This is a genomic window from Micromonospora sp. NBS 11-29, from assembly GCF_002140155.1.
In the GTDB taxonomy this organism is placed as follows: Bacteria; Actinomycetota; Actinomycetes; order Mycobacteriales; family Micromonosporaceae; genus Micromonospora.
In genome coordinates this window covers 386,080-407,562 of sequence record NZ_NAPR01000013.1, presented here as the reverse complement: position 1 = coordinate 407,562, position 21,483 = coordinate 386,080, and the positions used below count along the sequence as shown (strand labels likewise).

At 72.3% G+C, this 21,483-nt stretch carries 17 protein-coding genes and 4 pseudogenes; 5 read left to right on the top strand and 16 right to left on the bottom strand.

Translation table 11 applies throughout. From position 1 onward, the window contains the following. Nucleotides 1-526: 526 nt before the first annotated feature. From B1205_RS18280 to B1205_RS18245, 8 genes are read right to left on the bottom strand one after another with little or no spacing between them, the layout of a single operon-like run. Entirely contained in the window at nucleotides 527-838 is a 312-nt protein-coding gene (locus B1205_RS18280) for a transcriptional regulator (RefSeq protein WP_089156701.1), read from the bottom strand. After that, the gene (locus tag B1205_RS18275) at nucleotides 835-1,227 is read right to left on the bottom strand and encodes a type II toxin-antitoxin system RelE/ParE family toxin (protein ID WP_089156700.1); all 393 of its coding nucleotides are present in this window, start codon (nucleotides 1,225-1,227) and stop codon (nucleotides 835-837) included. The genes B1205_RS18280 and B1205_RS18275 overlap by 4 nt, the downstream gene beginning before the upstream one ends. A gap of 45 nt (nucleotides 1,228-1,272) precedes the next feature. Further along, a complete protein-coding gene (locus B1205_RS18270) occupies nucleotides 1,273-2,475 on the bottom strand; it encodes a saccharopine dehydrogenase family protein (RefSeq protein WP_089156699.1) in 1,203 nt (400 codons plus the stop codon). Further along, nucleotides 2,475-3,896 (bottom strand): NAD(P)/FAD-dependent oxidoreductase, encoded by a 1,422-nt coding sequence (locus B1205_RS18265; protein ID WP_089156698.1) that lies wholly within the window; start codon nucleotides 3,894-3,896, stop codon nucleotides 2,475-2,477. The genes B1205_RS18270 and B1205_RS18265 overlap by 1 nt, the downstream gene beginning before the upstream one ends. Next, complete coding sequence (locus B1205_RS18260) at nucleotides 3,893-4,729, bottom strand: ABC transporter permease (RefSeq protein WP_176308668.1); 837 nt, start codon at nucleotides 4,727-4,729, stop codon at nucleotides 3,893-3,895. The genes B1205_RS18265 and B1205_RS18260 overlap by 4 nt, the downstream gene beginning before the upstream one ends. Further along, a complete protein-coding gene (locus B1205_RS18255) occupies nucleotides 4,729-5,637 on the bottom strand; it encodes an ABC transporter permease (RefSeq protein WP_089156697.1) in 909 nt (302 codons plus the stop codon). The genes B1205_RS18260 and B1205_RS18255 overlap by 1 nt, the downstream gene beginning before the upstream one ends. After that, nucleotides 5,634-6,785, bottom strand: a complete 1,152-nt coding sequence (locus tag B1205_RS18250) for an ABC transporter ATP-binding protein (RefSeq protein WP_089156696.1) — start codon at nucleotides 6,783-6,785, stop codon at nucleotides 5,634-5,636. Before B1205_RS18250 ends, B1205_RS18255 begins: the two co-directional genes overlap by 4 nt. 5 nt (nucleotides 6,786-6,790) lie before the next feature. Next, complete coding sequence (locus B1205_RS18245) at nucleotides 6,791-7,975, bottom strand: polyamine ABC transporter substrate-binding protein (protein ID WP_089156695.1); 1,185 nt, start codon at nucleotides 7,973-7,975, stop codon at nucleotides 6,791-6,793. Between the two features lie 206 nt (nucleotides 7,976-8,181). Here B1205_RS18245 and B1205_RS18240 point away from each other — a divergent pair, with 206 nt between their 5' ends. Next, nucleotides 8,182-8,694, top strand: a complete 513-nt coding sequence (locus B1205_RS18240; protein ID WP_089156694.1) for an Lrp/AsnC family transcriptional regulator — start codon at nucleotides 8,182-8,184, stop codon at nucleotides 8,692-8,694. A 40-nt stretch (nucleotides 8,695-8,734) separates the two neighbouring features. On the opposite strand, the gene B1205_RS18235 is transcribed toward B1205_RS18240, so the two are convergent. After that, nucleotides 8,735-8,926, bottom strand: coding sequence for a DUF397 domain-containing protein (locus tag B1205_RS18235; RefSeq protein WP_089156693.1), 192 nt, complete (start codon nucleotides 8,924-8,926; stop codon nucleotides 8,735-8,737). A gap of 16 nt (nucleotides 8,927-8,942) precedes the next feature. Next, a pseudogene (locus B1205_RS31770) lies at nucleotides 8,943-9,236 on the bottom strand (Scr1 family TA system antitoxin-like transcriptional regulator); the annotation flags it as partial. 175 nt (nucleotides 9,237-9,411) lie between these two features. Here B1205_RS31770 and B1205_RS18230 point away from each other — a divergent pair. Next, nucleotides 9,412-10,758: an aspartate aminotransferase family protein gene (locus tag B1205_RS18230; protein ID WP_089156692.1), complete on the top strand. Its 1,347-nt coding sequence runs from the start codon at nucleotides 9,412-9,414 to the stop codon at nucleotides 10,756-10,758. 86 nt (nucleotides 10,759-10,844) lie between these two features. Here B1205_RS18230 and B1205_RS18225 read toward each other — a convergent pair whose 3' ends face one another. Further along, on the bottom strand, nucleotides 10,845-11,228 hold the full coding sequence (locus B1205_RS18225; RefSeq protein WP_089156691.1) for a DUF3499 domain-containing protein: 384 nt from the start codon (nucleotides 11,226-11,228) through the stop codon (nucleotides 10,845-10,847). 154 nt (nucleotides 11,229-11,382) lie between these two features. On the opposite strand from B1205_RS18225, the gene B1205_RS18220 reads away from it, so the two are divergent. Next, complete coding sequence (locus B1205_RS18220; protein ID WP_089156690.1) at nucleotides 11,383-11,826, top strand: metallopeptidase family protein; 444 nt, start codon at nucleotides 11,383-11,385, stop codon at nucleotides 11,824-11,826. Between the two features lie 81 nt (nucleotides 11,827-11,907). On the opposite strand, the gene B1205_RS18215 is transcribed toward B1205_RS18220, so the two are convergent. The 5 genes and pseudogenes from B1205_RS18215 to B1205_RS18195 all read right to left on the bottom strand — a co-directional run bounded on the left by B1205_RS18215 (nucleotide 11,908) and on the right by B1205_RS18195 (nucleotide 17,293). Beyond that, nucleotides 11,908-12,168: a WhiB family transcriptional regulator gene (locus B1205_RS18215; RefSeq protein ID WP_013284161.1), complete on the bottom strand. Its 261-nt coding sequence runs from the start codon at nucleotides 12,166-12,168 to the stop codon at nucleotides 11,908-11,910. 458 nt (nucleotides 12,169-12,626) lie between these two features. Further along, complete coding sequence (locus B1205_RS18210; protein ID WP_089156689.1) at nucleotides 12,627-12,968, bottom strand: phospholipase; 342 nt, start codon at nucleotides 12,966-12,968, stop codon at nucleotides 12,627-12,629. A 13-nt stretch (nucleotides 12,969-12,981) separates the two neighbouring features. Further along, nucleotides 12,982-14,324, bottom strand: a pseudogene (locus B1205_RS18205) (DUF4331 domain-containing protein). Nucleotides 14,325-14,395: 71 nt separating this feature from the next. After that, the gene (locus tag B1205_RS18200) at nucleotides 14,396-14,686 is read right to left on the bottom strand and encodes a hypothetical protein (protein WP_089156688.1); all 291 of its coding nucleotides are present in this window, start codon (nucleotides 14,684-14,686) and stop codon (nucleotides 14,396-14,398) included. Nucleotides 14,687-14,837: 151 nt separating this feature from the next. Continuing rightward, nucleotides 14,838-17,293 (bottom strand): annotated as a pseudogene (locus tag B1205_RS18195) (bifunctional FO biosynthesis protein CofGH). A gap of 1,343 nt (nucleotides 17,294-18,636) precedes the next feature. On the opposite strand from B1205_RS18195, the gene cofD reads away from it, so the two are divergent. Then, complete coding sequence (gene cofD, locus B1205_RS18185; protein WP_089157075.1) at nucleotides 18,637-19,584, top strand: 2-phospho-L-lactate transferase; 948 nt, start codon at nucleotides 18,637-18,639, stop codon at nucleotides 19,582-19,584. Nucleotides 19,585-19,600: 16 nt separating this feature from the next. Continuing rightward, nucleotides 19,601-20,556 (top strand): annotated as a pseudogene (locus tag B1205_RS18180) (coenzyme F420-0:L-glutamate ligase); the annotation flags it as partial. Nucleotides 20,557-21,483 lie beyond the last annotated feature (927 nt).

Sequence of the window (21,483 nt, the reverse complement as noted above, 5' to 3'; positions counted from 1 at the left end):
CCCGGTGCGGCCGGGGCGGTGGGATGCTGGCGGCGTCCACATCGGAGCCCCACCGCCCGACAGGAGTCCGCCCATGCACCCGGTTCGGCTGCCCCTGCTCGTCACCGCCACCACCGTCGCCGCCCTCGGGCTGGCGCCGGGCGNNCCCCCCCCCGCCCCGAGCATCTCCGTCGACTGGCTCGGCGCCGCCGACGCCCGCGCACACACCGCCACGATCGGTGGCCGGTTCGACTGCGGCGCGGAGCGCGGCCTGGCGTACGTCGAGGTCCACCTGAGCCAGCGGGTACGGCGTACCGAGGTCACCGGCTTCGGGTTCGGCGTGATCGGCGCGTGCACCGACGAGCGCACCGCCGGCACCTGGACCGCCACGGTCCAAGCCGACCAGCGCACCTTCCGTGGCGGACGCGCCACGGCCACCGCCCGCCTGGTCGTCGAGCCCAACTCGCTCGCCGAAACCACCGAACCGCTGCGCCTCGTCCCCACCTGCGCCCGCCCCTGACGCCCGTCCCCCGCGCGGCCACTCGGGTCAGGCGATCTGGCGGAGGTCGTCGCCGTAGTCGAAGATGATCCGCAGCCTGGCACCGAGGGCATTCGCGTAGCGGCTGAGCGTGGCCACCTCGTTGACGTCGAGATCACCGTTCTCGATCTGGCTCACCCGGCCCGGCGTGACTCCCATGATCTCGGCGACCTGACGCTGGGTGAGCCCCAGCCGCTTGCGCTCCTCGGCCAGGTGGAAGGCGCTCACCCACGCCTCGGTCCGGGCCTGCTCCTGCGCGTACGCCCGGTCGTCGCCACCGAGTTCGGCGCGGACCTCGTCCCAGTCGTAGAACTCCGTCACGACTCCCCCCTTCGCTCACGCTCATTGTCGAGCCAGGCCTTGTACGCAATCTCCGCTGCTGGAATGTTCTGCTGATACCAGCGGCTCCAGTTGCCGGCCTTGTCGCCCGCGACCAGGAGGACGGCCTGGGACCACGGGTCGAAGACGAACAGCACCCGGATCGCCACGTCGCGACCCGAACGGGGTCGCAGTTCCTTCAGGTTGCGGAGGTTGCTGCCGCGCAGCGTGTCCACCAGCGGCCGCCCCAACCCTGGCCCGACCTCGGCCAGCTTGTCCACGGCCACCCGCACACTCTCGTACGACGCCGGATCGTCGCGCCGCAGGTTGCGCAGCCAGTGCCGGACCTCACCGGTAACCCGGACCGACCACCGCTTCCCGTCACCGCCCACGCGTCGACTATAGCTCGAACTAAACCCGCAAGCTGGGCAAGTGGGTCAGCGCTCCTCCATGGCCCAGGGGGAGCCGTAGTCCGTCAGCAGGGCCAGGAAGGGGGTTGGGGGGAGCGCCTCGGGGCCCAGCACGCCCGCGCCGGACCAGGCGCCGGTGGCCAGCAGCTCCAGTGCGACGACCGGGTTCACGGCGGTCTGCCAGACCACCGCCTGGTGGCCGTACTCGGCCATCGACCACTCGTTGTCGACCACGTGGTACAGGTAGACCCGGCGGGGCCGGCCGTCCGGGCCGGTGCCGGTGACGTACGTGCCGGCGCACGTCTTGCCGCTCATCCGGTCGCCGAGCGTGGCCGGGTCGGGCAGCGCGGCGGCCACCAGGTCGCGCGGCGACACGTCGACGCCGCGCACCCGCACCGGGGTGGTCGAGTCCAGCCCCAGCTTGTGCAGCGTGCGCAGCACCTCGATGAACTCCGCGCCCAGGCCGTACTTGAACGTGACCCGCTTCGCCTTCACCCAGCGCGGGATGAGCAGCACCTCCTCGTGTTCGACGTTGACGCACTCGACCGGGCCGATCCCGGCCGGGAAGTCGAACACCTCCGGCTCGCTGAACGGCTCGGTGGTGTACCAGCCGCGCCCGGCCTCCCAGATCACCGGCGGGTTCAGGCACTCCTCGATGGTGGTCCAGATGGAGAACGAGGGCGCGAAGTCGTAGCCGGCGACGGTCAGGTTCGCGCCGTCGCGTACCCCGATCTCGTCGACCTCGGCGAACAGCTCGTCGGCGGCGTAGCGGGCGAAGACGTCGGAGAGGCCGGGTTCGACGCCGATGCCGCAGAGCGCCAGCCGGCCGGCGGTGGCCCACCGGTCGGCGGCGGCGAACTGCTCGTCGCCGAGCTTGACCCCGGTCTCGGCGTGCGGGCGCTCGGGGTGCGGCCGGGACAGCGACATCGCCATGTCGAGGTAGTCGGCCCCGGCGGCGAACGCGCCGTCGAAGATCGGCAGGACGAACCGGGGGTCGACCGCGTTGAGGACGTGGGTGATCCGGTGCTCCCGGCAGAGCGCGGCGACCGCGTCGGCGACGGACGCGTCGACGGTGGCGGCCACGAACCGGTCGCCGTGGCCGGCGACCGCGCGCACGGCCCGCGCCGGGTCGTGGTCGGCGACCACCATGGTCTCGAAGAAGGAACGGCGGGCGGCGATGGAGACGGCGGCGGAGCCGACGCCACCGGCGCCGACGAGCAGGATACGCATCAGGAGTCGAACCCCAGTCCAAGACGGTCGAGAGTACGGAGCCAGATGTTGCGCCGCCCGTTCCGCGCGTCGGCGCGGGCGAGCGACCAGCGGGTGAGGTTGATGCCGGCGGCCCGGAACGGCTCCGGCGGGAACGGCAGCGGCTTGCGGCGTACCAGGTCGAGTCGGGTCAGCGGGGTGTCCGCGCCGGCGAGCAGGTCCAGCGTCACCCGCGCGGCGAACCGGGTCGCGCCGACGCCGAGCCCGGTGAACCCCGTCGCGTACGCCAGCCTTCCGGAGTGGGCGGTGCCGAAGAACGCGCAGAACCGGGTGCAGGTGTCGATCACGCCGCCCCAGCGGTGGCTGAACCGCACGTCGGCGAGCTGGGGAAACGTCGTGAAGAAGTGCGACGCCAGGGTGCGGAACGTGGCCTCGCGCCGCTCCAGTGCCGGTGTCACCCGGTTGCCGTAGTGGTAGACGGCGTCGTAGCCGCCGAACAGGATCCGGCCGTCGGCGGTCAACCGGTAGTAGTGGAACTGGTTGCCGGTGTCGGCCAGCCCCTGCCGGTGACGCCAGCCGATCGCGTCCCGCTGGGCGGCGCTCAGCGGCTCGGTCGTCAGCGCGTAGTCGTAGACCGGCACCACCCGGGCGCGCAGCCGGCGCAGCAGCGGCGGGAACGCGTTGGTGGCCAACACCACCCGCCGGGCCCGCACCACGCCGGGCGCGGCGTCCGCGCCGCCGGCCGTGGTGGCCCGCAGCGCCGCGCCGTCGGCGGCCAGCCCGGTGACCCGGGTGTGCTCGTGGACGCGGACGCCCACGTCGAGCGCGGCCCGGCGCAGCCCCCAGGCGAGCTTCGCCGGGTCGAGCAGCGCCGTCCGGTCGGCGTCCCACAACCCACCGAGGTACGTCGGCGAGGCCACCTCGGCGCGTACCTGGTCGCGGTCGAGCAGCCGGGCGTCGCGGCCGTACCGGCGGGCCAGCTCGGCGTCGGCGGCGAGCCCGGTGAGCTGGTACGGCTCCACGGCCACCGCCAGCTCACCGGTGCGTTCGAAGTCGCAGTCGATGCCGTACCGCACCAGTGTCGCCTCGATCGCGTCCAGGTTCTCCCGGCCGAGCCGTTCCAGCTCGGCGATCTCGCCGGGGAACCGGTCGACGCCGTTGGCCAGCCCGTGGGTGAGCGAGGCGGCGCAGAACCCGCCGTTGCGGCCGGAGGCCGCCCAGCCGCAGGTGCCGGCGTCGACCAGGAGCACGTCGGCGTCCGGGTCGGCCTCCTTGGCCAGCAGCGCGGTCCACAGGCCGGCGTACCCGCCGCCGATCACCAGCAGGTCGGCGGTGTGCGTCCCGGTCAACGGGGGCAGCGGATCGGGTCGCGCCGGCCGGTCCAGCCAGTACGGGACGGGCGCGGCGTCGGCCAGCGCCCGACCCGGGTGCGGCAGGGTCACGGCCGGCCCGTCGACGCCGGGGTGGCGACCACCGCGAGGGCGGCCCGCCGGGCCCGCCGGCCGCGCAGCGAGCTGGCCCCGACCAGCAGCAGCGCGATGCCGAACATGGCCGTGCCGATGACGTTGACCTGCGGCGGGATGCCCCGCTGGGCGGCGCCCCAGACGTACATCGGGAAGGTGACCGTGGTGCCGGCGTTGAAGTTGGTGATGATGAAGTCGTCGAAGCTGAGGGAGAACGCCAGCAGCGCGGCGGCGACGATGCCGGGCAGCACCAGCGGCAGCGTGATCCGGCGGAACGTCTGCCACTCGCTGGCGTACAGGTCCATGGCGGCCTCCTCCAGCCGCCGGTCCATGCCGGCCAGCCGCGCCTTCACGGTGACCACCACGAACGACACGCAGAACATGACGTGCGCGATGACGATGGTCCAGAAGCCCTGCGGCACCCCGGCGGCGACGAAGAGGGCCAGCAGCGAGGTGCCCATCACCAGCTCCGGGGTGGCCATCGGCAGGAAGATCAGCCCGTTCATCGCGGTACGGCCCCGGAAGCCGTGCCGGACCAGGGCGAAGGCCATCAGCGTGCCGAGCACGGTGGAGACGACGGTGGCGATCAGGCCGATCTCCATGCTGCGCACCACCGCGTCGCACATGTCGGCGGTGGCGCAGGGATGGGCCCAGTTGTCCAGCGTGAACTCGTCGAAGTCGTAGGAGAGCCGGCTCGACGGCCGGTTGAACGACAGCCCGGCGACGACCACGATCGGCAGCGTGAGGTAGCCGAGGACGAGCAGGGCCACCCCCATCACCCACCGGTCGGCCAGCCAGCGCCTCAGTTCCATCAGAGCACCTCCTCCGTGCCGGCCTTGCGCAGGTAGACGAAGACGATCGCCAGGATCGCGGCCATCAGCAGGAACGACAGCGCCGCGCCCTGCGGATAGTCGAGCCGGACCAGGAACGCCGAGTCGATGACGTTGCCGACCATGTACTCGTTCGGCGTGCCGAGCAGTTCCGCGTTGATGTAGTCGCCGGTGGCCGGGATGAAGAACAGCAGCGTGCCGGCGGTCAGGCCGGGCAGCGACAGCGGCAGCGTGACCCGGGCGAACGCGCGCAGCGGGCTCGCGTACAGGTCGCTCGCCGCCTCCAGCAGCCGGGGGTCGAGCCGCTCCAGGCTCGCGTACAGCGGCAGCACCAGGAACGGCAGGAAGTTGTACGTCAGGCCGAGCACCACCGCGGCCGGGGTGGCCAGCAGTCGGCCGTCCGGCCCGAGCAGGTGCACGTCGCGCAGCAGGCCGACCAGGGCGCCGCTGTCCGACAGGATGGTCTTCCAGGCCAGCGTACGCACCAGGAAGCTGGTGAACATCGGCGCGACCACGGCCACCAGCAGCAGGTGCTTCCACCGGCCGGCCTTCTGCGCGATCGCGTACGCCAGGGGGTAGCCCATCAGCAGCGCGATCACCAGGGCGATTCCCGCGTAGAGGAACGACCGGGAGAACTGCGGCCAGTACGCCTGCACCGCGTCCGGATAGTTGCCGACCGCCCAGGTCATCGCGTACCCGGTGGAGAGCGAGCCGGCGGGGTCGTAGAGGCTGGCGGCGGCGAGCTGGAGCAGCGGCAACGCGAAGAAGACCAGCAGCCAGGCCGCGCCGGGCAGCAGCAACAGGTACGGCAGCAGACGGTGGCGTCCCCGTCGCACCGGCGGTGGTGCCGGCGGCCGGGTGGAGGTCGGCAGGTGGGCCAGCGCGGTCATGGCAGCGCACCCACCGGCGGCTGGCCGAGCCGCCCCTCGGTCCGCTCGTCCGCACCGGCCCGGGGCAGCAGGAACGCGTGTCGCGGGTCCCAGTGCGCGGTCACCGCCGTCCCGGGGGCCAGCGGGGCGGCCACTCCGCTGTTGGCCGCGAACGCGGACAGTTCGGCGCCCCACGCGGTGCGGACCAGGTACTGGGTGCTCACCCCGACGTAGGAGGCGTCGGTGACGACGCCGCCGACGTGCTGGTGTCCGGCGGGCACCCGGTCGACGCCGTCGGCCAGGTGCAGCTTCTCCGGGCGTACCCCGAGCAGGGCCGGCCCGTCGACGAGCCGGGCCCGGCCGGCGGGCACCGAGAAGCGCGTGCCGTGCGCGGTGACCCGCACGTCGTCTCCGGCGCGGCCGCCGGCCTCGGCGGTGAGCAGGTTGGACTGGCCGAGGAAGTTCGCCACGAACGCGGTGGCCGGGTATTCGTAGATCTCGGCCGGTGCGCCGAGCTGCTCGATCCGGCCGGCGTTCATCACCGCGACCGTGTCGGCCATGGTCATGGCCTCCTCCTGGTCGTGGGTGACGTGCACGAACGTGATGCCGACCTCGGCCTGGATGCGCTTCAACTCGACCTGCATCTGCCGGCGCAGCTTCAGGTCGAGCGCGCCGAGCGGCTCGTCGAGCAGCAGCACCTGCGGGTGGTTGATCAACGCCCGGGCCAACGCGACGCGCTGCTGCTGGCCGCCGGAGAGCTGAGCCGGCCGGCGTCGGCCGTACCCCTGGAGCTGGACCAGCGCGAGCATCCGCTCGACCTGGTCGCCGACCTTGCGGATGCCCCGCCGGCGCAGGCCGAAGGCCACGTTCTCGTGGATGTCCAGGTGCGGGAAGAGCGCGTAGCTCTGGAAGACGGTGTTCACCGGGCGCTTGTGCGGTCGCAGTCCGGTGATGTCCCGGTCGCCGAGCAGCACCTGCCCGCCGGTCGGTTGCTCCAGCCCGGCGATCATCCGCAGCGTGGTGGTCTTGCCGCATCCGGACGCGCCGAGCAGGGCGAAGAACGAGCCCTGCGGCACGGTGAGGCTGAGGTCGTCGACCGCGGTGAAGACGCCGAAGCGTTTGGTCAGGTCGGCCAGTCGCAGATCGTCGGCCGGGGACTCCCGGGTCATCCGCCTCACGCCCCGAGGATCTGCTGGAACTTGGTCTCGTACTCCTTTTCGCGCTGCTCGTCGAGGGCCATGAAGACCTTCGACTTCGCCAGCATCGCGTCGTCCGGGAAGATCAGCGGATTTTTCGCCAGGTCCGGGTCGATCTTCTCCATCTCGGCCTGCGCGCCCTGCACCGGGCAGATGTAGTTGACGAACGCGGCGAGCTTCGCCGCCACCGCCGGGTCGTAGTAGTGGTTGATCAACGCCTCGGCGTTGGCCTTGTGGGTGGCCTTGTTCGGCACGAGCACGTTGTCCGACCAGAGCATCACGCCGGACTCGGGCACCACGAACTTGATCTTTTCGTCCTCGAAGCCGAGCTGGATCACGTCACCGGACCAGCCGATGCACGCGGCGATGTCGCCCTTGGCCAGGTCGGGGGCGTAGTCGTTGCCGGTGAAGCGCCGGATCTGCTTGCTGTCCACGGCCTTCTTCAGCTTGGCCAACGCGTCGTCGAACTGGGCCGGGGTGAAGTTGGCCGGGTCGTGGCCGCCGGCCTGGAGCAGCAGGCCCATGGTGTCGCGCATCTCCGACAGGACGGTCACCTTGCCCTTGAGGTCGGAGCGGGTGAGCAACTCGTCGACGGTGCGGATCTCCCTGGTCACCTTGGCGTTGTAGGCCAGCCCGGCCAGGCCCGACTGCCACGGGATCGCCAGCCGGTTGTCGGTGTCGAAGGACCGGCCGCGCAGCGACGGCAGCAGGTTCGCGGCGACGTTGGGCATCTTCGCCGGGTCCAGCTTCTGCGCCCAGCCGAGCCGGATCACGCGGGCGGCCATCCAGTCGGTGAGCACCATGATGTCCCGGCCGGTGCTCTGACAGCCGGCGAGCTGGTTGCGTATTTTGCCGAAGAACTCGTTGTTGTCGTTGACGTCCTCGGTGTAGGCCACCTGGATGCCGGAGGCGGCGACGAAGGCGTCGAGCGTGGGACGCTTGGACCGCTCCTTCTCGTCCGTGTCCATGTACTGCGGCCAGTTCGAGAACGTCAGCTTCTTCTCCGTGGCCGACAGGTCGTCGCTCGTGCAGCCGGCCTCGGTCTGCTGGGCGCCCTTGGTGCCGCAGCCGGCCAGGGCGCCCGCGGTGGCGAGCAGCGCGGCCGAGCCGACGGTCCCGGTGAGCAGACCACGCCGAGTGAGTGTCCGGAGGGGACTACGCATGTGACGACTCCTTGGGGGCATCGTCGGCGGCGGGACGGGGGTGGCTCGCCGGCGGGAGGGTCAGTGGCGATGGAGGCCTGATCCTGACATGAGGGAACCTCTCTTACAAGGGATTCCGTTGCCGGGATAGCCATGGACCACGAATTACGCCGGATCATGGCGGGGCACTACGCTCAGGCGCAGAGGATCGGAACTGGGGAGCGGCGATGGTCAACCGGCAACCGGAGAGCGGCAACGGCAACCGCCGCGTGACTGTGCGCGAAGGCGCCAGCCACGTCCTGCTCGACGACGTGGCGAAGCAGATCATCGAGCAGCTCCAGGAGGACGGGCGGCGGCCGTACGCGAGCATCGGCAAGGCGGTCGGCCTCTCCGAGGCGGCCGTGCGGCAACGGGTGCAGCGGCTGCTCGACGCCGGCGTCATGCAGATCGTCGCGGTGACCGATCCGCTCCAACTCGGCTTCCCCCGCCAGGCCATGATCGGGCTACGGACCGACGGCGACCTGGAGACGGTGGCCGACCGGCTCGCCGAGATCGACGAGATCGACTACGTGGTGATCACCGCCGGCTCGTTCGACCTGCTGGCCGAGGTGGTCTGCCGCAACGACGCGCACCTGCTGGAGATCCTGCAGAAGCTGCGTACGGTGCCCGGGGTGGTGTCCACCGAGGCGTTCGTCTACCTCAAGTTGCGCAAGCAGACCTACAGCTGGGGCACGGCCTGACCCTGGTCCGCGCGACCAGCCGGCCGCGTCGCGGTGGAGGTCAGGCGACGCGACGGGCGTGGCCGACGAAGGCCCGCCAGGCGGCCGGGGTGAAGCTGAGGACGCCGCCGACGCGGTCCTTGCTGTCGCGCACCAGCACCCGACCGGGGAGGTTGTCGGCCACCTCGACACAGTCGCCGCCGTTGTTGCTGCTGCGGGTCGCGGTGTGCCAACGGGCGCCGGTCACGTCCATGTCTCCGCCACTCCCNCTGATTGTCGAGATATGCCAATTCCGTCCCGTCGGGCAGCCGACCCAGCACGAACGGGCCGGCCAGTCCGGTGTGCCACGGGCTGTCGGCGGGGATCACCCGGACCTGGACGTGCTCCCACTCGGCGACGGCCGCGAGATGCCGGAGCTGCCCGGCCATCACCGAACCGTCGCCGCCCTGCGTCGCACGATAGCCACGATGCGTGTTCGCATCTGCGGTCCGGCGGCGTGTTGCGGTGGGACGTGTTGGTGGACATTTCGGATGCCCCCGAACCGCCCCCGGGATGTTCGCCAAGGCGGAGTCGGCAGTGCGGTTTCCGTTGTGGGACGCTTCACGGGTCGCCGAATCCGTCGCAGGTGAGCCTCTACACCACCGATAACCCTTGCCCCGGTCGCTGCGGCTGTGCGATAACCGTGGGCAGAGCGGCCGGTTTCACCCTTCGACCGGCCCGACGACCGATGGGGCTGACATGGCCAACGCCACCGACCACCTCTGGATGCACTTCACCCGGATGGCCAGCTACTCCGCCGGCGAGGTCCCGACCATTGTGCGGGGCGAGGGCGCGTACGTCTGGGACGCGCAGGGCCGCCGCTACCTCGACGGGCTCGCCGGGCTCTTCGTCGTCAACGCCGGCCACGGCCGCACCGAGCTGGCCGAGGCCGCCGCCAAGCAGGCCGGCGAGCTGGCCTACTTTCCGCTCTGGTCATACGCCCACCCGACGGCGGTCGAGCTGGCCGAGCGGATCGCCGCGCTGACGCCGGGCGACCTGAACCGGGTCTTCTTCACCACCGGCGGTTCCGAGGCTGTCGAGACGGCGTGGAAGCTGGCCCGGGCCTACTTCAAGCGCACCGGCCGGCCGAACAAGCACAAGGTGGTCAGCCGCTATCTCGCGTACCACGGCACGTCGATGGGCGCGTTGTCGATCACCGGGCTGCCCGGCATCAAGAGCGACTTCGAGCCGCTGGTGCCCGGCGGCATCAAGGTGCCCAACACCAACTTCTACCGGGCCCCGGAGCACGGGGACGACGCCGAGGCGTTCGGCCGCTGGGCCGCCGACGAGATCGGCCGGGCGATCGAACGGGAGGGGCCGGACACGGTCGCCGCGGTGTTCCTGGAGCCGGTGCAGAACTCGGGCGGCTGCTTCCCGCCGCCGCCCGGCTACTTCGCCCGGGTCCGGGAGATCTGCGACGCGTACGACGTGCTGCTGGTCAGCGACGAGGTGATCTGCTCCTGGGGCCGGCTCGGCGAGTACTTCGGCGCCACCCGGTACGGCTACCAGCCGGACATCATCACCACCGCCAAGGGCATCACGTCCGGCTACGCCCCGCTCGGCGCGATGATCGCCAGCGACCGGCTGATGGAGCCGTTCCTCACCGAGACCGGCATGTTCGCCCACGGCGTGACGTTCGGCGGACACCCGGTCTCCTGCGCGGTGGCGCTGGCCAACCTGGAGGTCTTCGCCCGCGAGGACCTGGTCGGCCACGTCCGGGCCAATGAGGACGCGTTCCGCTCCACCCTGGAGAAGCTCAAGGACCTGCCGATCGTGGGCGACATCCGGGGCGAGGGCTACTTCTACGGCATCGAACTGGTCAAGGACAAGGACACCCGGGAGACGTTCGACGAGGCGGAGTCCGAACGGCTGCTGCGCGGTTTCCTCTCCACCGCCCTCTTCCAGGCCGGCCTCTACTGCCGCGCCGACGACCGCGGCGACCCGGTGGTCCAGCTGGCCCCACCCCTGATCACCGACCAGCAACAGTTCACCGAAATGGAAGAAATCCTCCGCACCGTCCTAACCGAGGCCTGGTCCCGCCTCTGACCTCGTTGATCATGAGGTTGGCGGCAGTTCAGAAGATCGAAAACACCGTCAACTTCATGATCGACCGGGGCGGCGGCCCCAGAGGGTCAGTGGTTGGGGGGGATCACCCGGAGGTGGCCTCGGCGGCCCTGTTGGTGGGAGGGCTGGGGCTTGGGCGGGGTGGTGGTGTGGTCGTCCTCGGGAGGGCGCGGTGGGGCCGGTCGGGCGGCCTCGCGGACGGCCTCGGCCAGGGCGACCAGGTCGTCGGTGGTGGGCGGCGGGGGCTCGAACTCGCCCTCGTGCCGCACCACGTCCCAACCGCGCGGCGCGGTCAGGCTGCGGGCGTGCGGCTCGCACAGGTCGTACGTGTGCGGTTCGGCGAACGCGGCGAGTGGCCCCACCACCGCTGTCGACTCGTTGTAGACATAGGTCAATGTGGCGACCGCTTGCCGGGGGCAGCCGTTTCGGGAGCAGCGCCGTGGTGACCTCACGTGCGGCAGGGTATCCCCATTACCGGGTCCGGCGCACCGCTTCGCGTTACGACACGCCCGTCATGGTGATCACAATTCGTCCGATCGGCGCACCGGCACGCCGAGCGGGCGGCACGACGGTGGGGGGCCGGCCTTCCGGGCTACCCTTTCCGTCATGACGAGCCCGCAGCACCGCCGCCCCGGCCGGCGCACCCACCGCGACCGGCACGGCCGGGGTCTGCGCGGGCGGTTGGTGCCGGCCACGGTGCCGCTGGCCCGGACGAAGGCCGAGGTCTTCGACGACCTGGTGCTCGACACCGTGGAGACGCTCGAACGCCGGTTCGCCAAGGAGTTGGCCGGGGTGGAGTTCGCGGTCGAGGACGTCCCGCCGGATTTGAACGTCTACGACTCGGACGTGCTGGAGGACGGCGAGGTGCCGCTGGCCCGACTGCTGCCGGGGCGGCCAGGCCGGCAGGAGGTGCCGCCGCGCATCGTGCTCTACCGGCGACCGCTCGAATTCCGGGCGATGGACCGAGAGGATCTCGCCGACCTCGTGCACGACGTGATCATCGAGCAGGTGGCGAACCTGCTCGGGGTCGACCCCGACGAACTGGCCTGACCGCCGCCGCCCGACCGGCCCCCACCGGCCGGACAGCACCCCGGACCCGGGCGGCCCCCACCGCCCCGGCCGGTACGCGCCTCAGGCGGCGACCCGCCGCTTGAGCTTGCGCCGCTCCCGCTCGGAGAGGCCGCCCCAGATCCCGAACCGCTCGTCGTGGCCGAGCGCGTACTCCAGACATTCCGTCTTGACCTCACACCGCGAGCAGATGCGCTTCGCCTCGCGGGTCGAGCCGCCCTTCTCGGGGAAGAAAGCCTCCGGGTCGGTCTGCGAGCAGAGCGCCCGCTCCTGCCACTCCGGCGCGTTCCCGAGCAGGTCGGCCACCTCGAGCTGGCCGTCCATCCAGTTGCCTCCTTGTCGCGCACCGGCGTCATTCGCCGCTGCAACCCCCCACGCGAAAGGCGTGCGTGTCCGTCCGGTCACATTTGTTGTGTTCCGTGCGAACAACCCCATTCAAATTACACGCGTGTAATGCGTGCGGCGTCAAGCCAAACTTGATAATGGAGTCGCCCTCCCGACACGTCCGGGACGACCGCTGCGGCCGCCCTTAGCCTCGCAACCTGCCCTATCGATTCAGACCCCGGACGAGTAACGCCCTCCCCGGCGAGTTGCCCCAAGTTTTCTGCCGTGGCGCACCGCCGGGTGGGCCGGCCGGACGCCCCCGTCGGCCGCCGTTCCAAGATCAGAATGGTGGGGCAAAGGTTAACGTGCCCGCCGCGGTACCGCCCGCCGAGCCGGCCAACGCCGACCGCGCCCCGTCCAGCATGTGGACGGAGCGCGGCGGCGGAGGTGGCGGACGGTCAGTCCATCCGGGGCGGTGAGCTGGTCGGCCAGACGAATTCGACGATCGCGCCACCGGTGACGGAAACCGCCCCGGCGGGCGTACTTTCGTCCCACCAGACGGTATACGGACCCGCCTCCAGGTCCGGATAGACCGCACTGTGGAACACGCCGTCACGGACGTGTCGCTCCCGGACGGCGGAGTGGGTACGCGGTCCGTCCCGATCGGCACGACTGATCTCGATCTCACGTCCGTGCAGGTCGCGCCCGGTGTGGATGATCAGCGCGCCGGAGTCGCCGCCCAGGTCCAGCACGACGCTGCCGCTGACCGACGGACCGAGGTCGTGGTGGTGGTGTGGCATCCCCCCGCTCCCCTCAGGACTTCTTCGCCGTCGGGTTGCCGAACCCGTCGTACGGCGTGCCGAGGAACGGGAANCCGCCGCGGCGTCCGGCTTGAACGTCTTGTCCACCAGCGGCACGGTCAGCCCGGCGATCGCCCGCAGCGCGATGGTCACCACGTCGTCACCGACCCGCCGCCCGTTCGGAAAGCCGGCGAGGTCGCCGCCGAGCACCCCGAACCGGTCCGGCCGGGCGGCCGGCCGGATCGCCGTGTTCAGCCGCAGCATGTCGGCCTGCACGTCGCCGGTGGTGTTGGCGAACCCGTCGATCAGCCCGGCCGGTACGCCGGTGAGCAGGATCGCCACCAGGTCGGCGCGTGCCTTCTTCGCCTTGTTCAACGCGTCCAGGTTCGGGAAGACACCCGGATAGAGCGCCGGCAGCAACGCGGCCAGCTCCGGCCGCTCGACGAAGCCGGCGAACCGCTTGTCCTCCGACGGCGGCAACGTGTTCCACAGGTCCTTGCGCGACATCGGCACGATCACCTCGTTGAACAGAGGGTTGCCGAGCCGGGAGACCTGGGTGAAGGGACCGGCGGCGGTGTCGGCCGCCACCCGCTCGCCGAGCACCCGGACCTGCTGGCGGGACGCGCTGGTCCAGACGCCGATGGTCGACGCCCGGTCCGCGTAGCCGTACCGGCTGGCCCTGCGGCGCACCTTGGCCAGCGGCACCTGCACCGCGAGGCTGTGCACGTTCAACCGGTCCAGCGCGTTGACCGGCTCGCCCTCGGTCCGGAACAGCTTCTTCCCCGCGACGTGGAGCTGCTGGAACGGCCGCAGCGTACCCAGGTCGAACACGGCGCCCAAGTCGACGAAGAACCCGTCGGCCCGCTGGCCGGCGAAGACCTTCTCCCCGGTGGAGAGCTTGAACGTCGCCTGCCGCACCAGGTTCTGGTAGTTCGGCGTGGACAGTGGACCCACGTTGCACGGTGGGCAGGGCAGCTTGTGCGCCAGGACGTGCGCGCGGCCGTCCGCGATCCGGGTGAGCCGGTAGAACTGCCGCCGGTTCCAGTTCTTGCTCTCCAACGACTCGATCGGGCCGGTGTTGTAGAGAAAACTGTTCTCGTTCGTGATCTCGGTGGTGAATTCGAACCGATAGGTGACGTCCGGATGACCGTCGCCGTCGTTGTCGATGTGAATCTCGTACCGGACGTCGTCGCCGAACTCGAAGAAGTTCGGGCCGCCGGACGGAAGCTGCACCGGCACGTAGTTGGCGATCAACGTGACCGTGTCCGGCTGGTTCGGGGTGACGAACGCGTACAGGTCGGAGCTGTCGGCGACCGGATCCTTGGCGATCTCCGGGGCCTCGCGGTGAGAGGACATGGCGGACCACACCTTCGTCGGGGGAACGGAAGCAGGGGCCGGCGTGGGACCCGCGCCGGGCGGGGGCGGGGTCAGCGCCGGGCGGCGCGCACCAGGCGGTCGGCCAGACCGCGGTCGCGTACCTGGACCCGGGTCGTACCGACGAAGACGTCCATCTCGCCGGTCTCGGCGTCGCGGAGATGGACCACGATCGGCTCGTCGCGCCGGCTCGCGGACGGCGCGTTCTGTGCGGCGGACAGGCCCGGCACGGTGAGGGCGGCGGCGCCCAGGGTGGCGCTCGCGGCGGCGGTCAGCGTCTGCCGGCGGGTCAGCCGCGGCCAGGGCCGCCGCTTCGGCGCGTCGGGGGTCTCGTCAGTGCTCATCGGCAACCTTTCCGCATCCGGCGCCGCAGCGCCGCAGGGCCGGGCACCCGGACGCCGCCGGATCCCCGGGCTGGGGGTCACCGGCGGCGGTCCTCGCCGCAACCGCCGCCGGCACCCACAGGTACGGCGGACGGCCGGAAAAGGTTCGACGTCAGGCGCGGATGTGACCGTACGCGGTCGTCCGCTTGCGGAACGGCCGCCCGGCCGCCACGGCGATCCCCCGCAACTGCTCCTCGGTACGCGCCGAACCGTTGCCCGAGCCGGCCATCCGGGAGATGGTCTCCTCCATCAGCGTGCCGCCGAGGTCGTTGCAGCCGCCCCGCAGCATCTCCACCGTGCCCGCGTCGCCGAGCTTCACCCAGGAGCACTGGATGTTGTCGATCCGGCCGTGCAGCAGCAGCCGGGCCATCGCGTGCACCACCCGGTTCTCCCGCCAGGTCGGCCCCGGCCGGGCGATGCCGGCCAGGTAGATCGGCGCGTTGGTGTGCACGAACGGCAGCGCCACGAACTCGGTGAACCCGCCGGTGCGGTCCTGCACCCCGGCCAGCACCCGGAAGTGCGCCAGCCACTGCCCGGGGTGGTCGACGTGGCCGTACATCATCGTGGAGCTGGACCGGATGCCCAGCTCGTGGGCCGTGCTGACCACCTCGACCCAGGCGGCGGCCGGCAGTTTGCCCTTGGTGAGCACCCAGCGCACGTCGTCGTCGAGGATCTCGGCGGCGGTGCCCGGGATGGTGTCCAGCCCGGCCTCGCGCAGCCGGCCCAGCCACTCCCGCACCGGCACGCCGGCCTTCGCCGCCGCGGTGACGATCTCCATCGGGGAGAACGCGTGCACGTGCATCCCGGGCACCCGCGCCTTGATCGCGCGGACGATGTCGGCGTAGGCGGTGACCGGCAGCTTCGGATCGATGCCGCCCTGGAGGCAGACCTCGGTGGCGCCGGCCGCCCACGCCTCCTCGGCCCGGTCGGCGACCTGGTCGAGAGAGAGCCGGAACGCGTCCGCGTCGCTCTCCCGCTGGGCGAACGCGCAGAACCGGCAGCCCACGTAGCAGACGTTGGTGAAGTTGATGTTCCGGTTGACCACGTAGGTCACGTCGTCGCCGACCGCGTCCCGGCGCACGTCGTCGGCGATCCGGCACAGCTCGTCCAGCGCCGGCCCGTCCGCGCCGAACAGCGCCAGCGCCTTCGCCTCGTGCGCCGGCGTCAGCAGCGCCGCCGGGTCGTCGGCGGCCAGCCGCAGGCCCGCGCGCAGGTCGGCGTCCTTCCCGGGTACGCCGACCGGACGGCTGACCTTGTTGGCCACCTCGGACCAGTCGCCGTAGACGCTGTCGAAGTCACCCCGCCGGTCCTCCGTCCGGCCGCTGACGTCGATCGTGACGTGCAGGTCGGTCCGGCCGCCGTAGACCTCCTCCGGCTCCTGCCAGGGCCGCCCCACCGGGCGGGCCGCCTCGACCGCGAGCCCGGTCTCCGGGTCGGCCAATGCGGTGACGTGCGGCAGCAGGCGCGGGTCGAGCCACGGCCCGCCGGCCCGGACGTACTCCGGGTAGACGGTCAGCCGCTCGCGCAGCGTGAAGCCGGCGCTCGCGGTGCGCGCCGCCAGTTCGTCGAGCTGCGGCCAGGGGCGCTCCGGGTTGACGTGGTCGGGCGTGACCGGCGAGACACCGCCCCAGTCGTCGATGCCGGCGCGCAGCAGCAGGTCGTACTCGCCGGCGATGAGGTTCGGCGGGGCCTGGATGCGGGCCCTCGGACCGAGCAGCACCCGGGCCACCGCCACGGTGGCGGCCAGGTCGTGCAGCTCCGCGTCCGGCATCCCGCGCATCGCGGTGTCCGGCTTGGCGCGGAAGTTCTGCACGATCACCTCCTGGAGGTGGCCGTACTCCCGCATCGCCCGGCGGATCGCGAAGAGCGCGTCGACCCGCTCGGTGCGGTTCTCGCCGATGCCGATCAGGATGCCGGTGGTGAACGGGACGCCGACCCGGCCGGCGTCGTCGAGCACCCGCAGGCGTACCGCGGGCTCCTTGTCCGGCGAGCCGAAGTGCGGGCCGCCCGGCTCCGACCAGAGCCGGGTCGCGGTGGTCTCCAGCATCATGCCCATGCTCGGCGCGACCGGCTTGAGCCGCTGCAACTCCGACCAGGTGAGCACGCCCGGGTTCAGGTGCGGCAGCAGGCCGNCCCCCGCTCGTCCAGCCACTCGCGGGCCGCCGGCCACCGCTCCTCGGGTCGGTCACCGAGCGTGAACAGCGCCTCCTTGCAGCCCTGCGCCGCGCCCTCCCGGGCGATGGCGAGGACCTCGTCGCGCTCCAGGTAGGCGGCGGGCAGCCGGTGCGGCACGGTGGCGAACGTGCAGTAGTGGCAGCGGTCCCGGCAGAGCCGGGTCAGCGGCACGAAGACCTTCTTCGAGTACGTCACCACGCCCGGCCGCCCGGCGTCGCGCAGCCCGGCGTCGCGGAGTTCGCCGGCGACCCGGAGCAGCTCGTCGAGCGCCGGACCGCGGGCGGCGAGCAGCGCACTCGCCTCGTCCGCGTCCAGCGCCCGGCCGGTGGCGGCCCGGCTCAGCGCCCGTCGAATGCTCGCCTCGGTCGGGACGGAGTCGCTGCGCTCAACCATCCGCCCAGCCTAAGCCCACCCAGGTGCAAGGAGGGGCCCCCACTTAACGCTTCCGGTAGAGGAGGGGCCCCTTGTTAACACCCGCATCGGGCAGCCCGATGCGGTGGCGGGCAGTGCAAGCACCGCCCGCCACCGGGATTCACCGGGGCTGGTTCGGGTCCTCGCGGTCGACGCGCTGGGTGCGCTCGTCCTCCACCGGGGACGCCGGCGGGGTCGAATCGCCGGACTGGCGCGGGACCGCCTGGTCGAAGCGCTGGGTGCGCTCGTCCTGAACCGGGGACGCCGGCCGGTCGGGCTCGCCGGGCTGGCGCGGGATCGCCTGGGTCGGGTCGGCCGACGGCGGCTGGCCGAACGGCGGCGCGGTGGGCGTCGAGCCGAACGGCGGCTCNGCCGAACGGCGGGCCACCGAACTGCGGGCCGTCGGCCGACGGGCCGGCCTGCGGAGCCCCGGGCGGCGGACCGTACTGCGGGCCGACGTTGAACGGCGGGCCCGACTGGGGGCCGGCCTGCGGACCACCGAACGGCGGGCCGGACTGCGGGGCGTGCGGCGGGGCTGTGTTGAACGGCGGGCCCGACTGCGGCGGACCGTACGGGCCGGCCTGCGGCCAACCGGGCTGCGGCGGGGCGCCGGCCGACGGGTAACCCGCCGGGGGCTGGCCGGGCTGCGACGGGTAGCCGCCCGGCGCGGGGTAGCCACCGGGCTGCTGCGGCCAGCCCGGCTGGGGCTGGCCGTAGACGCCGGGCTGCGGCTTGGGCCTCGGTACGTGGTAGAGCGTGCGCCACACTTTGAACACCACGTACGCGGCGACCGCGAAGATCGCCAGCCAGGCGGCCCGGGCGAGCAACCCGAGGAACGCGTCCAGCACCTCGCCGTCGGCGAGTCGGCCGACCAGCCAGACCAGGAAGGTGAGCGCGCCGAACACGACGGAGACGGCGTACTCGACGAGCGCCACCTGCGTGATCAGTTTCGCCCTCGACAGCGTCGGACGGACGTGGGTGGCGAGCAGGACCGCCAGCAGTGGCAGGACGGTCGACTCCAGCCCGACGAAGGCGAAGTACGCGCTCCCCGCCCGGCCGCTGAACGTGCTGTAGTCGTCGACCGGCACCAGCAGGCGCAGCAGGCCGACGAAGAGCAGCACGGCGTTCGCGCCGAGCAGCACCAGCGCGGCCAGTTCGCGCAACGGTTTGGTCAGTTGGCTGGCCTGCGCGGCGTCACCGGACGCGGGCTCGGCGGGGCTGCTCACGGACTCCCCCAGGGGATGAAGACGGACAGTTGCCGAAGTGAGCCTAGTCTCTCCGGACACCGGATGATCGGTGGCGGCGCGTGCGGAAGGATGGACGGCATGCGCATCGTGGTACTGACCGGCGGCATCGGGGGCGCCCGGTTCCTGCTCGGCGTCCGGGCGTACGCCCGGGAGGTCGGCGCCGAGGTGACCGCCGTGGTCAACGTCGGCGACGACCTGCTGCTGCACGGGCTGCGGGTCTGCCCCGACCTGGACAGCGTGCTCTACACGCTCGGTGGCGGCGCGGACCCGGACCGTGGCTGGGGCCGGGTGGGCGAGACCTGGACGGTGAAGGGCGAGCTGGCCGCGTACGGCGCGGAGCCGAACTGGTTCGGCCTCGGCGACAAGGATCTCGCCACCCATCTGGTGCGCACCACGATGCTCAACGCCGGCTACCCGCTGTCCCAGGTCACTGAGGCGCTGGCCGACCGCTGGCAGCCCGGCGTACGCCTGCTGCCGGCCACCGACGAGCGTCTGGAGACCCACGTGGTCGTCGAGGACGAGCAGGGCCGGCGGGCGATCCACTTCCAGGAGTGGTGGGTGCGGTACCGCGCCGACGTACCCACGCACCGGTTCGTCTTCGTCGGCGCGGAGGCGGCGAAGCCCGCCCCGGGCGTGGTCGAGGCGATCGCCGGCGCGGACGTGGTGCTGGTCGCGCCGAGCAACCCGGTGGTCAGCATCGCCCCGGTGCTGGCCGTTCCCGGCCTGCGTGACGCGGTGGTCGACGGTCCGGCCCCGGTGGTCGGGGTGTCGCCGATCATCGGCGGCGCGCCGGTGCGGGGCATGGCCGACCGCTGCCTGGCCGTGGTCGGCGTCGAGTGCAGCGCGGCCGGGGTGGGTGGCCTCTACGGCGGCCGGGCCGGCGGTGGTCTGCTCGATGGTTGGCTGGTCGCGCCGGAGGACGAGGGCACGCTGGTGCCGGACGTGGTGGTCCGTTCGGCGCCGCTGCGGATGACCGACGATGCGGCGACCGCCGCGATGGTGCGCGCCGCGCTGGAGTTGATGTGAGGCTGGAGATCCTGCCGGTGCCGGNCCCTGGCTGCGCGACGGCGACGTGCTGGTGGTCACCAGCAAGATCGTGTCGAAGTCGGAGGGTCGGCTGGTCGACGTGCCGGCCGACGGTCCGGAGCGGCTGTCCGCGCGGGACCGGGTGCTGGCCGGGGAGACCGCCCGGGTGGTCGCCACCCGCGGCGCGACCCGGATCGTGCAGACCCACCACGGGTTCGTGATGGCGTCCGCCGGCATCGACGCGTCCAACGTGGACAAGACCCGCCTGGTGCTGCTCCCGGCGGACCCGGACGCCTCCGCCCGGGCGCTGCGCGCCGACCTGCGCGACCGGTACGGTCTCGACGTCGCCGTCATCGTCAGCGACACGATGGGCCGCCCGTGGCGCAACGGTCTCACCGACGTGGCGCTCGGGGTGGCCGGCATGCCGGCGATCCGCGACCACCGGGGCGAGGTCGACCCGTNGGCGAGCTGATCAAGGGCAAGTGCGACCAGGTTCCGGTCGCGGTGGTGCGCGGCTACCTCACCGCGACCCGGGACGACGACGAGGGCGCCCGGCCACTGGTGCGGGACGCCTCGCTGGACCTCTTCTCCCTCGGCACCGCCGAGGCGCACGCCGCCGGGCTGCGGGCGGCGGCCACCCTGCCCGACGGGCCCGGTCCCGCACCGGCCGATCCGGCCGCGGTGGGCCGGGCGATCGACGCGGTCGCCGAGGTCGTCGCGCCCGGCACGGTCTTCACCCACGTCACCGACGAGGAGGTACGCGCCGGACTCGCCGCCACCGTGCCCGGATGGCCGGAGGGGGCCACCGGCCTGGTGCTGGGTGCCGCGCCGACTCCGGTCGACCGGCCGGATCTGGTGCGGTTCGGCGCCGACCTGCAACGCCTGCGTACCGCGCTGGCCGCCGAGGGGATCGGGTCCGCCCTGCTGCCGCCGCCGGCCGGGAGCGCCGCCAGCGCCTCGTTGGCGCTCTGACCGTTCCGCTCGGGCCGGGTCAGGTGTCCAGGACGGCTCGGCCGAGCGGCGTCAGGGTGTGCAGGACGGTGTTGCGGTCGCGGTGGCTGACCAGCAGCCCGGCGTTGCGGAGCACGGTGGTGTGCTGGCTGGCTGCGGCGGCCGAGATGTGCAGCCGGCGGGCCATCTCGCCGGTGGTGCACCCCTCGTCGGCGGCGTGCAGCACCGCCGCGCGGGTGCGGCCGAGCAGCGCGGCGATCGCCTCCCGCCGGCCGGGTTCGCCGGCCCGGGCGACGCCGGCCGCGGANCGACCAGGGCCACCGGGGTACGCGAGCAGAAGAACGACGGGACCAGCAGCAGGCCACGACCGTCCAGGTGCAGTTCCCGGGTGTCCGGGTAGTCGAGCACTTCGAGCAGCCCGTGCCCCCAGCGCATGCTGGGCCGGAGGCTGGCGAGCAGCCCTTCCGCGCCACCGTCGAGCATGGCCCGGGCACGTCGGGCCCGGTCCGCCTCGACCGCGGCCTGCACCCGGGCCCAGTACGGGGTGACCGCCAGCGACTGGTACCGCTTCATCGCGTCGGTGAGGTGCCACAGGATCTCGGGTTCTCCCCGGGCGAGCGCGGTCGCGGTGGACGGTAGCGAGGTCTCCTCGGCGAGCAGGGTGAGGTCGCGGCGCAGCATGTCGACCGGGGTGCCCCGGACCGCTTCCAGACCGGCGTCGAACCCGTCCCGGCTGGCGGAGGGGGTGAGGAAGTCGGGAAAGTAGCCGCGCGGTGGGTTGAGCGCGAGGAGCAGGCGGTAGCGCTCAGCGTCGGTGTCGGTCCGCAACTCGTGCGCCACCGCGCGGCGCCAGGTGTTCATGAGCGGGTCACGACTGCGCCCCTGGAGCAGGTGCAGACTGAGGACCAGTTCCCAGAGCGGATCCGCGGCCGGGGCGACCCGGGTCCG